Below are 12394 nucleotides of genomic sequence, written 5' to 3'. Positions count from 1 at the left end.
AAGCCACCCATGGGGATTGGGACGGTAATACAGATCCTTGACGGGTTCCTGATCAACGGCCGACGGGGAGGACGCCGATACGATCACGCCATGGACTTTACCTCGCCTTTTATCGACGTGGGCGGGGTCGAATCACGGAGGCCGGCGTTTTTCGAAAGACCTGACCGTGCGGTGAGGGCGGTGGGGGAGGGCCGGACGGGGTGCCCCCCGGGAGAGTCCCGGTCCGCGGGGGATGTCGGTACGCTCTGCCGGTCGAACGTGTGATGTGGAGGCTTGGCGTGGATACGGCGGAGATCGTTCTGCTGCTGGCGGCCGCGGCCGGGGCGGGATGGATCGACGCCGTGGTCGGCGGGGGAGGGCTGCTGCAACTCCCCGCCCTGCTGCTGGCGGGGGTGTCACCGGTCCAGGCGCTGGCCACCAACAAGTTCGCCGCCGTCTTCGGCACCGCGTCGGCCGCCGTCACCTACGCCGGAACCACCAAGATCGACAGGCGGGTCGCGCTGCCCGCCGGGGCGGCGGCGGTCGTGTTCGCCGGGCTGGGCGCGGCATCGGCGTCGGCGATCTCCAGGGAGGTGCTCATCCCGCTGGTCATGGCCGCCCTGGTGGGGGTGGCGATGTTCGTGACCTTCCGCCCGGCCTTCGGCGTCCACCCTCACGGCCGGCCGCGCACCCGCGCCAGGACGTCGGCCGCGATCGCCGTCACCGGTGCCGGGATCGCCTTCTATGACGGCGTCGTCGGCCCGGGCACCGGTACCTTCCTGATCATCGCCTTCACCGTGATTCTCGGCATGGACTTCGTGGCCGGCTCGGCTCACTCAAAGATCGTCAACTCCTGCACGAACCTGGGCGCACTTCTGGTCTTCGGCTTTCAGGGCCATGTGCTCTGGCTGCTCGGCCTGGCCATGGCGGTCTGCAACATGGCCGGCGCCCAGCTCGGCGCCCGGATGGCGCTGCGCCGAGGCGCCCGGTTCGTGCGCGTCGTGCTGCTCTGCGTGGTGGCCGCGATGGTGGCCAGGCTCGGCTACGAGCGGTTCCTCCTCTGAACCACTATTGATCTACTTTGTAAAGGAGTGATCCGGGGAGACCGGCCCCCGGTGCCGCGGAGACAGCCGGGCGGCACCGGAACGGACGGCCGGTGTGGGGACGACCGCGCGCGACGGTCGTGCATGGCGGTCGTGCGGGAGAATGGACGCCATGCGCGCCAGTCGTCTGCTGTCGCTCCTGCTGCTCCTGCAGACCCGGGAGCGGATGACGGCCGCCGAGCTGGCGGGGGAGCTGGAGGTCTCGATCCGCACGGTCTACCGGGACGTGGAGGCCCTGTCGTCGGCCGGGGTCCCGGTCTACGCCGACCGGGGGCCCGCCGGTGGATACCGGCTGCTGGACGGTTACCGTACCCGGCTCAACGGCCTGACCGCGGCTGAGGCGTCCTCGCTGTTCCTGGCGGGGCTGCCGGGGCCGGCCGCGGAGCTTGGACTGGGTGAGGTGGCGGCCAACGCCGAGCTGAAAATCCTCGCCGCGCTGCCGCCCGAGCCGCGCTCTCACGCCGCCCGGATGCGCGAGCGCTTCCACCTGGACGTCCCCGGCTGGTACCGCGACGCCGACGACGCGCCCTTTCTCGGTGAGGTCGCCGAGGCGGTGTGGGAGCAGCGCCCGATGCGGATGACCTACCGCCGCTGGGGGCCGCGCGACGTCGAGCGGCTGGCCCACCCCTACGGCCTGGTGCTCAAGGGGGGTTCGTGGTATCTCGTGGCGGCCGCCGACGGGGGAGCGCCGCGGACCTACCGGGTCTCGCGGATCCTGGCCGCCGAGATCCTCGACAGCCGGTTCGAGCGGCCAGGCGACTTCGACCTGTCCGCCTACTGGGAGCGTTACGCGGCGGAGTTCCGGGCGCGGATGCGCGTCGGTGAGGCCGTGGTGCGGGTGGCGCCGGGTGTCGAGAAGATGCTCCGGCACACCGTCGGCGCCGAGGTCGCCGACGTCGCGCTGGCCGGGGCCGGTCCGCCCGACGAGTACGGCTGGACCGTGGTGCGCCTGCCGACGGAGTCGATCCGGCACGCCCACTGGCTGCTGTTGCGGCTGGGCGCCGACGTCGAGGTGCTGGAGCCGCCCGAGCTGCGCGCCCGGATGGCCGCCACGGCCACCGGGCTGGCGGAGCTGTACGGCTCGGCCGCGGAGGAGGGGGCCGGGGCCGGGAGGGAGTCCGGGAGGCCTCCGCCCGCGCCGGCACCGCCCTGATCCGGGCCGGGCCATGCCGTGCCGCGCGGCGCGGCGCGGCCGGATGGGCGCGGCCGGAGGGATGGGGCGGGAGGATCGGGGCCGCCGGGGAGGGCGCCGCCGTCCGCCGGGACCGTTGGAGACGTCTACCGCCATGCCTCCACGGCATGAGTCCCCCAATATCCTGCTTGACGATATATGCTGGCGCTCATGAGTCCACGGACGATGACGGAACCGGCGTTCCTCGTTCTCACCGCGCTGGTCGACCAGTCGCGGCATGGTTACGGGGTCGTGCAGGAGGTCGAGAGGCTGTCGGAGGGGCGGGTGCGCCTGAAGATCGGCACGCTGTACGGCGTGCTGGACCGGCTGGCCGCCGACGAACTGGTGGCCCTGGACCGCGAGGAGGTGCAGCAGGGGCGGCTGCGCCGCTACTACCGGCTCACCGAGTCCGGGGCGCGCGCCCTGGAGGCGGAGGCCACCCGGCTGGCCGGAAACGTGACAAGCGCCCGCGAACGGCTGCGGGCCCGGCACGCGGGGGGGATGGCGTGAGCCTGCTGGAGGACCGCTACCGGTATGTGCTGCGCATGCTGCCCGCCTCCTACCGCGCCGAGCGGGAGGAGGAGATGGTCTGCGCCTTCCTGGAGGGGGCGGGCGACCTCGAAGACGCCGACAACCCCCGGCCGCGCTGGTCGGAGATCGCCAGCGTCGCCGCCCTGTCGGCGCGCGTCCGCCTGGGGGGCGCCGGTGCGCCGCCGAGGTTCGTCATCCGGAGCGAGACGATCCGCCTGGTGGCCGTGCTGGGACTGGGCTTCCACGCGGCGATGAGCTGCGTCTGGCTCGGGGACCTCCTGCGGCTCTACGGGATCCTCGGCTCGTCGCCCGCCGTCGATCAGGCGGTTCTCGGCGCCGCCGGATCGGCGGAGCGGCTCTGGGGCATTGTGCGGAACCTCTCAGGTCTCCTGTGGGTCGTGGCCTTCGTCGCGCTCGCCCGAGGTCGCTCGCGCACCGCGAAGACATCGGCGCTGCTCGCGCTCGGCCTGTATTACAGCTCCGTCTTCCCGGCAGGCGCCATGATCTGGAATGAGGTCGTCAAGGCCGGGGTCGTCTGGAGCCTGGTGTTCGTTCTGCCGGTGCTCGCGCTGCTGGCCGGATTCCATCGGGACGCGCCACGGCCGTGCCGCCCCTGGTGGGTGGCGGCTCTGCCCATAGGCGCCGGTGTCCTGCTCTACGCGGCCCTGGGGGTGCTGTTCTCGATGGTGTCGGCGCCGGCCGTCGACCTGTCGGCCTGGTCGTGGCTGTGGCCGTGGCTGGGTGAGCCGGGGCTGGCCTGCCTGGCGCTGCTGATCGCGAGCGTGGCCTGCGTCGGGATGCAGCTGCGGGTGCCCGCCATGCGGACCCCCTCCCTGCCGTCGGCGCTGGCGATCCTGATCGTGCCCGTGGCGTTCTCCATCGCCTTTGCCGTGATCGGCTGGACCCTTTTTCAAGCCGACGACCCGATCATCCGGACCATGGAGGCCGTGAGCATCGTCCAGCTCGTCGCGCTCCTGTTCTGCTGCCTGACGCTCATCGTGCTGAGCGCCAAGGTGACGCCCGTCCTCCCCGGGACGGCTCCGCCCTCCGTCGTGACCCCCCGGACCGAGCGGTAGCCCAGGGGGCCGGGCATGTCGGCGATGAGTTTTCCGGCAGGGGGTCGTCATATTGGTGATGCCGTGCATGCGAGGACGAGGAGCGATCGGTGCGTAAAGTCGAGGTCAGGGCGGGCGAGGCCGAGGAGGGCGCGGTCGTCGACGCCGCGCGGACGGGCGACGAGTCGGCGTTCGCCGAGCTCGCCGAGAGATACCGGCCGGAGCTGCAGGTGCACTGCTACCGGATGCTCGGCTCGTTCGAGGATTCGGAGGACCTGGTGCAGGAGACGTTCCTGCGCGCGTGGCGGGGCCGGGAGGGGTATCAGGGGCGTGCCACGTTCCGGGCGTGGCTGTATCGGATCGCGACCAACGCCTGCCTGGACTTCATCGACCGCAGGCCGGTCGCGCGTCAGACGGCGGCGGGGGTCCGGAGCGGGGGGATGCCCGCGGTCGCGGTTCCGTGGTTGCAGCCCTATCCCGACCGGCTGCTGGACTCGATCGCATCGAACCAGGACACCCCGGACACCGCCGTCGTCGCGAAGGAGACGATCGAGCTGGCGTTCCTGGCCGCGATCCAGCACCTGCCGCCCAGGCAGCGGGTGGTGCTGATCCTGCGTGACGTGCTCGGCTGGTCGGCGAGGGAGACGGCCTCGCTGCTGGAGGCGAGTGTCGCCTCGGTGAACAGCGCGCTGCAGCGGGCCCGGCCGACGCTGCGGAACCACATTCCGGAGCGCAGGCTGGAGTGGGCGCCGTCGGAGGAGCCGAGCGAGCACGAGCGGGCGGTGCTGCAGCGCTACATGGCCGCGATCGAGCACGCCGACGACGTCGCCCTGGCCGAGCTGCTGAGTGAGGACGCGCGGGCCAGCCAGCAGCCCGGAGCCGGTGGTTACGAGGGGCTGGAGCCGGCCTGTGTCGAGGGGCGGGAGGCGATCATCGCGGCGTGGGCGCCGGCTCTGCACGGCCCTCACGCGGTCGAGTTCCGGTTCGTGCCCACCCGCGCCAACAGGCAGCCGGCGGCGGCGTCCTACATCCGGGCGCCGGGCGACTCCGCCTACCGGGCGTTCGCGCTGAGCGTGCTGCGCGTCGAGGACGGAGGCGTCGCGGAGCTCGCCACCTTCGCCTCGGACCTCTTCCCGGCGTTCGACCTTCCCACGACGCTGTGACGGTCGCCGCAGGCGGCCTCTCCTCCTCGCCCGGACTCGCTCGCCCCTCACCGGGCGGCGCCCGGTCCGCGTCCGGGCGGCAGGCCCCGGCCGGCCTGTCTCGCGGGGATGCGCGAGGGGTCAGCGGGGCGGGCGCAGGGCGCCGGCCGTGGCGGCCATGAACGCGGCGAGGAGGGCGGGAACGCCGAGGGCGGCGGGCAGGCCGACGAGTTCGGCGGCGCCTCCGATGATGGCGGGTCCGGCGACGAGCCCGGCGTAGCCGACGGTGGCGACCTGGGCGATGGCCTCTCCCGAGCGGGCGGGGTCGCGGTTTCCCGCGGCGGAGAAGACCTGGGGGACGATGGTGGCCAGGCCCAGGCCGAACAGGGCGAATCCGGCGATGGCCACGGGGGGCCGGCCGATGAGCAGCGCGGTGCCCAGCCCGGCGGCGGCGATGAGACCGGAGTAGCGGACCAGGCGTACGGGGCCCAGGCGCAGGACGAGGTGATCTCCGGCGAAGCGGCCGGCGGTCATGGCGGTGGAGAAGACGGCGAAGCCGAGGGCCGCGACGCCCTGGGAGGTGTGGAGGTCCTCGAAGAGGTAGACGGCGGTCCAGTCGACGGCCGCGCCTTCACCGACGAGCCCGGCGAAGGCCACGACGCCGATGAGGACGATCCAGCCGGACCAGCGGGCGCGGGCGGTGGCCGCGCGGGGGTTTTCGGTGGACGCCGTGGTGCGGGGGAGCAGGTGGCGGCGGGCGTGGAGCGAGATGAGGGCAAGGGGGATCCCGGTGGCGGCGAGGGTGATGCCGGCACCGAGGCCGAACCAGGCGAACAGGCCGCCGATGCCCGCCCCGATGAGGCCGCCGACGCTGTACATGCCGTGGAAGGACGACATCAGGGGACGGCCGTAGGCGCGCTCGACCTCGACGGCGTGGGCGTTCATGGAGACGTCGAGGGAGGCGTTGACGACGCCGTACAGGAACAGGGCGGCGATGAGGGCGCCCAAGGTGGGGGCGTAGCCGGCGGGGATGATGGCCAGGGAGGTGGCGACGGCGGCGGGGGCCACCACGCGGGAGCTGCCGAGGCGATCGGTGAGGCGGCCGGCGAAGCGCATGCCGACGACCAGGCCGGTGGTGATGGCGAGCAGAGCGTAGCCGAGCTGTCCGTTGCCGAGGTCGAGGGCGTGTTTGACGGCGGGGATGCGGGCGGCCCACGCGCCGGACACGGTGCCGAGCGCGACGAAGAAGAAGGACACGGCCCGGCGGGCGTGGACGGCCTGCCGGGCCGGCGTGTCGCTCATGAGGCGCCCCCGGGGTCGTGGTTTCCGGGGCGTCATTCAATCATCTGATCCTTCAGCGTGGAGACTCCTGCCTTCAGGCAGGGGAGGAAACGCGGCACGGTGCCGCGCGGTCCGGGGTCGAACTCGCCTCCATCTTCAACTGATCTTGTGGTATTATGTGAGGCGTGGCGCGTGTTGTGAGGCGGTCCTACAAGTACCGCTTCCACCCGACCTCCGAGCAGGCTTCCGAGCTTGCCCGGACGTTCGGCTGCGTCCGCCTGGTGTACAACAAGGCTCTGGAGATGCGCACCCGCGCCTACACGCTGGAAGGCCGGAAGGTCTCCTACGTGGAGTCGTCGGCGGCGCTGACCGAGTGGAAGAAGACCGCCGATCTCGCGTTCTTGAACGAGGTGTCGTCCGTTCCGCTCAAGCAGGCGTTGCGGCATCTTCAGGCGGCGTTCTCCAACTTCTTCGCCAAGCGGGCCGGGTATCCGACGTTCAAGGCGCGCAAGAGGTCGCGGGCGAGCGCGGAGTACACCCGCTCGGCGTTCCGCTGGAGGGACGGGCGGCTGACCTTGGCGAAGATGGACGGCCCGTTGAACATCGTGTGGTCGCGGCCTTTGCCGGAGGGGGCGGAGCCGTCCACGGTGACGGTGTCCAAGGACGCGGCCGGGCGCTGGTATGTGTCCCTGCTGGTGGAGGAATCCATCCGCCCGCTCGACCCGGTGGACGCGTCGGTCGGTGTCGATGCCGGAATCGCGTCCCTGGTGACGCTGTCCACCGGCGAGAAGGTCGTCAACCCGAGGCAGGAGCGCGCCGACCGGCACCGTCTGGCCAGAGCCCGGCGCTCCCTCGCCCGCAAGGCCAAGGGCTCGGCGAACCGGGCCAAGGCCCGCCGGAAGGTCGCCCGCGTGCACGCCCGGATCACCGACCGTCGCCGGGACCACCTGCACAAGCTCACCACTCGTCTCGTCCGTGAGAACCAAACGGTCGTGATCGAGGACCTCACCGTCCGCAACATGGTGAAAAACCACTCGCTGGCCCGGGCGATCTCGGACGCCTCCTGGCGGGAGCTCCGGTCGATGCTGGAGTACAAGTGCGCCTGGTACGGGCGGGAACTCGTCGTGGTGGACCGCTGGTTTCCCTCCTCCAAGCTGTGCTCGGCGTGCGGAACCATCGCCCCGTCCATGCCGCTGAACGTCCGGGAGTGGACCTGCGGCTGCGGCGCCGTCCACGACCGGGATGTGAACGCCGCGATCAACATCCTCGCCGCCGGGCAGGCGGAGAGGTGAAACGCCTGTGGAGCTGGTGTAAGACCTCAAGGGGAGACCTCCTCGGCGGGCGACCGGCGGTGAAGCAGGAAACTCCGCGGGCGACCGTGGGAATCTCCTCCCTTCAGGGAGGAGAGGATGTCAAGTGCGCGATCAGTGGACGGAGAAGCCTCCGTCGACGCAGATGGTCTGGCCGGTGAGGTAGGCGCCGGCCCGGCCGGCGAGGAGGACGGCAATGCCGGCGAAGTCCGCGGGGACGCCGTTACGGCCGGTCATGGAGCGGGCCGCGAGGGCCTCGACGCGGCCGGGGACCGCCTGGGCGGGTTCGGTGAGGGGGGTCAGCACGAAGCCGGGGACGACGGTGTTGCAGCAGACACCCCGGGCGGACCAGGCTTCGGCCTGGGAGCGGGACAGGCCGGTGACGCCGGCCTTGGAGATGCCGTAGGCGCCGCTGTCACCGAAGGCGCTGATGGACTGCTGGGAGCCGACGTTGATGATGCGGCCCCAGCCGCGCCGGGCCATGCGGGGGCCGAAGTGCTGGCCCAGGAGGTAGGGGGCGGTGAGGTTGACGGCGATGGTCTGCGCGTAGTCGCCGGGGGTGAGGTCGGCCATGGGGCGGCGGATGTTGTTGGCGGCGCTGTTGACGAGGATGTCGATGTCGCCGAAGAAGGTGGGGGCCCGGCGGCAGACGCGGGTGACGTCGGCGGGGTCGGCGAGGTCGGCGCTGATGGAGTCGGCGCGTATGCCGTGGGCTCGTAGCAGCCGGACGGTGTCGGCGAGTTCGGGACGGCGGCGGGCGACGACGACCACCGCGGCTCCGGCGCGGCCGAGGGCCTCGGCCATGGCCTGGCCGATGCCGGAGCTGCCGCCGGTGACGAGGGCGACGCGGTCGTTGAGGCCGAAGAGATCCTCAAGGTATGCGGACGGCATGTCGGTGAACCTATCATCCCACCTTTTTGGGGGACGGTGCCGTCGGGTGGAGGGTGGCGGCGGCTACCTGGATCTTGCCGAGGACGGCGGAGAGGTCGCGGAGCGTGGGGGTGTCGAGGAGGCCGAGAAGCCGGCGGAAGCCGTCGAGGCCGGCGTCGGCGATGCGTTCGGTGAGGGCGTGCCCGGCGGGGGTGAGTTCGACGCGGCGGATACGGCGGTCGTTGGGGTCCTCGCGGCGGGTGACGAGACCGTGGCCGACAAGACGGTCGACGATGCCGGTGACCGTGCCGAGGCCGACGCCGAGGTGGTGGGAGAGGTCCTGGCCGGAGGCGGAGTCCTGGGAGGACAGGATCATGACGACCTTGAGCTGGCGCAGGGTGAGGTTGGAGTCGAAGAGCGGAGACGGGGGGTGATGCTGGGCGAGGAATCGCCCGAGGTCCCGCTGCGTCTCACCGATCCGGTCGATCAGCCGGTCACGTTCGTCGTCCACGCTCACCTCTCGCTTCCTGAGAAGGTTATCAGGAAGGTTCGATGACGTTAAATATTCGTATAAGGCGAAGTGTTAGTCTAAGCGAAACTTATCGTGACATCCCCCTAGGAGTCCGCCCCCATGACCGCCCTGGCCAGGTTGAGCCTTGCCAACCGCAGCCTTGTCATAATGATCGCGGTCGTGTTGAGCGCCTTCGGCGCCTTCACGATCCCCTCGCTGAAACAACAGTTGCTGCCCTCGCTCTCGTTCCCGGGGGCGTTCGTGGTCGCCCCCTATCCGGGAGCCTCCCCTGAGATCGTCGAGGATCAGGTCACCAAGCCGATCGAGGACAGCTTCCAGGGCATCGAAGGGGTCAACGAGGTGACCTCCACCTCCACGGAGGGGATGTCACAGGTCCGGGTCGCGTTCGAGTACGGCACGGACATCGACGCCGCGGTCGGCAAGATGCAGCAGGCGGTGTCGCGGATCGGCACCCGGTTGCCCGACGGGGTGGACCCGCAGGTTCTGGCCGGCGGCACCGACGACATCCCGGTGCTGGTGCTGGCGGTGGGCGCCGGTGACGACGAGCGGGCCGTGGCCGACAGGCTTGAGCGGGTCATGGTGCCGGAGCTGCAGGGAATCTCCGGCGTGCGCGAGGCCAAGGTGACCGGTGCGCGGGACGAGACCGTGGTGATCACCCCGGACCTGAAGAAGCTCGCGGCCCGGGGGCTGGCGCCGACGGCGGTGGCGGACGCGCTGCGCGCCAACGGCCGGCCGATCCCGGTGGGCGGCCTGACCGAGGACAAGACGTCGCTGACCGTGCAGGTCGGCAACCGGATCACCTCGCTGGAGGATCTCAGGAACATCTACCTGCCGCCCGCCGCGGCCCAGGCGCCGCAGCAGGCCCAGCAGCAGGCGCCGTCGCAGCCGGGCCGTACGGCCGGGGCCGCGCAGAGCCCGCAGGCACAGCAGGGGCAGGCGGCCCCGCAACCGGTCAAGCCTCCTAAGCCGGTCAAGCTCGGCGATGTCGCCAAGGTCAAGCGGTCCTTGGCCGAGAGCACCTCGCTGACCCGCACCAACGGCCGGCCGAGCCTGGGGGTGTCGGTCACCATGACCCCCGACGGCAACGCGGTGGCGATCTCCCACGCGGTACGCGAGAAGCTGCCGGAGCTGGGCCGGGCGATCGGCGACGCCTCCGAGGTGACGGTGGTCTTCGACCAGGCGCCGTATGTGGAACGTTCGATCGAGGACCTGACCACCGAGGGCCTGCTGGGCCTCGTCTTCGCGGTGCTGGTCATCCTGGTCTTCCTGCTGTCGGTCCGCTCCACCCTCGTCACGGCGGTGTCCATCCCGCTGTCGGTGGTCATCGCGTTGATCGCGCTGTGGCTGGGCGACTACTCGCTCAACATGCTGACCCTGGGGGCGCTGACGATCGCGGTCGGCCGTGTGGTGGACGACTCGATCGTGGTCCTGGAGAACATCAAGCGGCACCTGGGATACGGCGAGGCCAAGCGCGAGGCCGTGCTGGCCGGGGTGCGCGAGGTGAGCGGCGCGGTGACGGCCTCGACGCTGACGACGGTGGCGGTGTTCCTGCCGATCGCGGTGGTCGGCGGCATGGTCGGGCAGCTGTTCGCCCCGTTCGCCGTCACGGTGACGGTGGCGCTGCTGGCCTCGCTGCTGGTGTCGCTGACGGTCATCCCGGTGCTGGCCTACTGGTTCCTGAAGGCGCCGGTCCTGACCGAGGAGCAGGCGCTCCGGGTACGGGAGGAGGCCGAGGCCAAGGAGTTGCGCAGCCCGTTGCAGCGCGCCTACCTGCCGGTGCTGCGGTTCGCGACCAGGCGGCGGCTGATCACCGTGCTGATCGGCATAGTGATCTTCGTCGGGACGATGGGCCTGGCCGGGCGGCTGGAGACCAACTTCCTCGACTCCTCCGGGCAGAACACCATTTCCCTCAGCCAGAGGATGCCTCCCGGCACCGACCTGGCGACGACGGACGCGGCGGCCAAGAAGGTCGAGGAGGTGCTGGGCTCCCTGAAGGACGTGGAGTCCTACCAGGTGAACCTGGGCTCAGCCGGCGGGTTCATGGGAGCCATGGGCGGTGGCGGCGACCGGGCCTCCTACTCGGTCACGGTCGCCGAGGGGACGGACACCCCCGCGCTGGAGAACGCGCTGCGCGAGCGGCTCAAGGCGCTGCCGGACGCCGGTGAGATCACCGTCGGCGGCTCGCAGGGCGGCCCCGGCGGCGGCTCGACCAACCAGCTCCAGGTCGTCGTGCAGGCGTCGGACGCCGCGACGCTGCGGAGCGCGGCCGAGACGGTGCGCGAGGCGATGTCCGGCCTGACCGGCCTGCGGGACGTCTCCTCCAACCTGGAGGCCGGCGCCGAGCGGGTCGAGATCCAGGTGGACCGGGAGAAGGCCGCGGCCAAGGGGCTGACCGAGGCGCAGATCGGGCAGTTCGTGGCGCAGGTGTTCCGCGGCGCCACGCTGGGTCAGATCACCCTGGACGGACGTGCCGACGACCTCATCCTGCGCACCGGCGACGCGCCGGAGGATCTCGCGGAGGTCCGCAAGCTGAAGCTGCCGGCCGGGGCCAAGACGGTCGCACTGTCGGATGTGGCGAAGGTCGTCAAGGTGGACGGGCCGACGCAGGTCACCCGGATCGACGGGGAGCGCAGCGCGACGGTGTCGGGTACGGCGGTCGCGAGCGACCTGGGCGCCGTCACCGCGGAGCTGACCGCCAAGCTGGACGGCCTGTCGCTGCCGGCGGGGGCGAGCTTCACCGTCGGAGGCGTCAGCGCCGACCAGGCTGAGGCGTTCGGTCAGCTGGGACTGGCGATGCTGGCGGCCATCGCGATCGTCTTCATGATCATGGTGGCGACGTTCCGCAGCTTCGCCCAGCCCCTGGTGCTGCTGGTCTCGGTGCCGTTCGCCGCCACCGGCGCCATCGGGCTGCTGCTGGCCACCGGCACCCCGCTGGGTGTGCCGGCCCTGATCGGCATGCTGATGCTGATCGGCATCGTGGTGACCAACGCGATCGTGCTGATCGACCTGATCAACCAGTACCGGCAGCAGGGGATGGGCATCGTGGAGGCGGTGATCGAGGGGGGCCGCCGCAGGCTGCGGCCGATCCTGATGACCGCGGTGGCGACGATCTTCGCGCTGGTCCCGATGGCTCTGGGCCTGACCGGTTCCGGCGGGTTCATCTCCCAGCCGCTGGCGATCGTGGTCATCGGCGGACTGCTGTCGTCGACGCTGCTGACGCTGGTGCTGGTGCCCACGCTGTACGTGACGCTGGAGCGGGTCAAGGAGCGGTTCCGCCGCACGCCCCGTACCGGTGGGCACGAGGCGGGGGCGGCCTCCCTCGACGGCGGGAGGCCGGCTCCGGTCCGCTGACCCCGGGTGAGCCGGGGACCCGTACCGGGTCCGCCACGGCCGGCCGCCGTACCCCGTCGCCCCGCGGCG

At 71.4% G+C, this 12394-nt stretch carries 9 protein-coding genes and 1 pseudogene; 7 read left to right on the top strand and 3 right to left on the bottom strand.

Features of this window, described 5'->3' with window-relative positions:
• Positions 1–278 precede the first annotated feature (278 nt).
• From ACWEF2_RS01140 to ACWEF2_RS01120, 5 genes are all read left to right on the top strand, one after another.
• Positions 279–1043: a sulfite exporter TauE/SafE family protein gene (locus ACWEF2_RS01140; RefSeq protein WP_453810971.1), complete on the top strand. Its 765-nt coding sequence runs from the start codon at positions 279–281 to the stop codon at positions 1041–1043.
• 151 nt (positions 1044–1194) lie between these two features.
• Entirely contained in the window at positions 1195–2235 is a 1041-nt protein-coding gene (locus ACWEF2_RS01135) for a helix-turn-helix transcriptional regulator (RefSeq protein ID WP_453810970.1), read from the top strand.
• Positions 2236–2424: 189 nt separating this feature from the next.
• Positions 2425–2763 (top strand): PadR family transcriptional regulator, encoded by a 339-nt coding sequence (locus tag ACWEF2_RS01130; RefSeq protein WP_453810969.1) that lies wholly within the window; start codon positions 2425–2427, stop codon positions 2761–2763.
• Complete coding sequence (locus tag ACWEF2_RS01125) at positions 2760–3860, top strand: hypothetical protein (protein WP_453810968.1); 1101 nt, start codon at positions 2760–2762, stop codon at positions 3858–3860. Before ACWEF2_RS01130 ends, ACWEF2_RS01125 begins: the two co-directional genes overlap by 4 nt.
• 89 nt (positions 3861–3949) lie before the next feature.
• Positions 3950–5002 (top strand): RNA polymerase subunit sigma-70, encoded by a 1053-nt coding sequence (locus ACWEF2_RS01120; RefSeq protein WP_453810967.1) that lies wholly within the window; start codon positions 3950–3952, stop codon positions 5000–5002.
• A gap of 120 nt (positions 5003–5122) precedes the next feature.
• Here the strand turns inward: ACWEF2_RS01120 and ACWEF2_RS01115 are convergent, their stop codons facing one another.
• Positions 5123–6283 carry an MFS transporter gene (locus tag ACWEF2_RS01115; RefSeq protein WP_453810966.1) on the bottom strand — a complete coding sequence of 387 codons (1161 nt, stop codon included), beginning with the start codon at positions 6281–6283 and terminating at the stop codon, positions 5123–5125.
• 164 nt (positions 6284–6447) lie between these two features.
• Here ACWEF2_RS01115 and ACWEF2_RS01110 point away from each other — a divergent pair.
• Positions 6448–7658 (top strand): annotated as a pseudogene (locus ACWEF2_RS01110) (RNA-guided endonuclease InsQ/TnpB family protein); the annotation flags it as partial.
• Between the two features lie 28 nt (positions 7659–7686).
• Here ACWEF2_RS01110 and ACWEF2_RS01105 read toward each other — a convergent pair.
• Positions 7687–8463 (bottom strand): SDR family NAD(P)-dependent oxidoreductase, encoded by a 777-nt coding sequence (locus ACWEF2_RS01105; protein ID WP_453810965.1) that lies wholly within the window; start codon positions 8461–8463, stop codon positions 7687–7689.
• Between the two features lie 13 nt (positions 8464–8476).
• Positions 8477–8953 (bottom strand): MarR family winged helix-turn-helix transcriptional regulator, encoded by a 477-nt coding sequence (locus ACWEF2_RS01100; RefSeq protein WP_453810964.1) that lies wholly within the window; start codon positions 8951–8953, stop codon positions 8477–8479.
• Between the two features lie 120 nt (positions 8954–9073).
• Between ACWEF2_RS01100 and ACWEF2_RS01095 the strand changes: the two genes are divergently transcribed.
• Positions 9074–12325, top strand: coding sequence for an efflux RND transporter permease subunit (locus ACWEF2_RS01095; protein ID WP_453810963.1), 3252 nt, complete (start codon positions 9074–9076; stop codon positions 12323–12325).
• Positions 12326–12394: the final 69 nt, after the last annotated feature.

Source organism: Streptosporangium sp. NPDC004631 (genome assembly GCF_053601935.1).
This window is presented reverse-complemented; position numbering and strand designations above follow the sequence as displayed.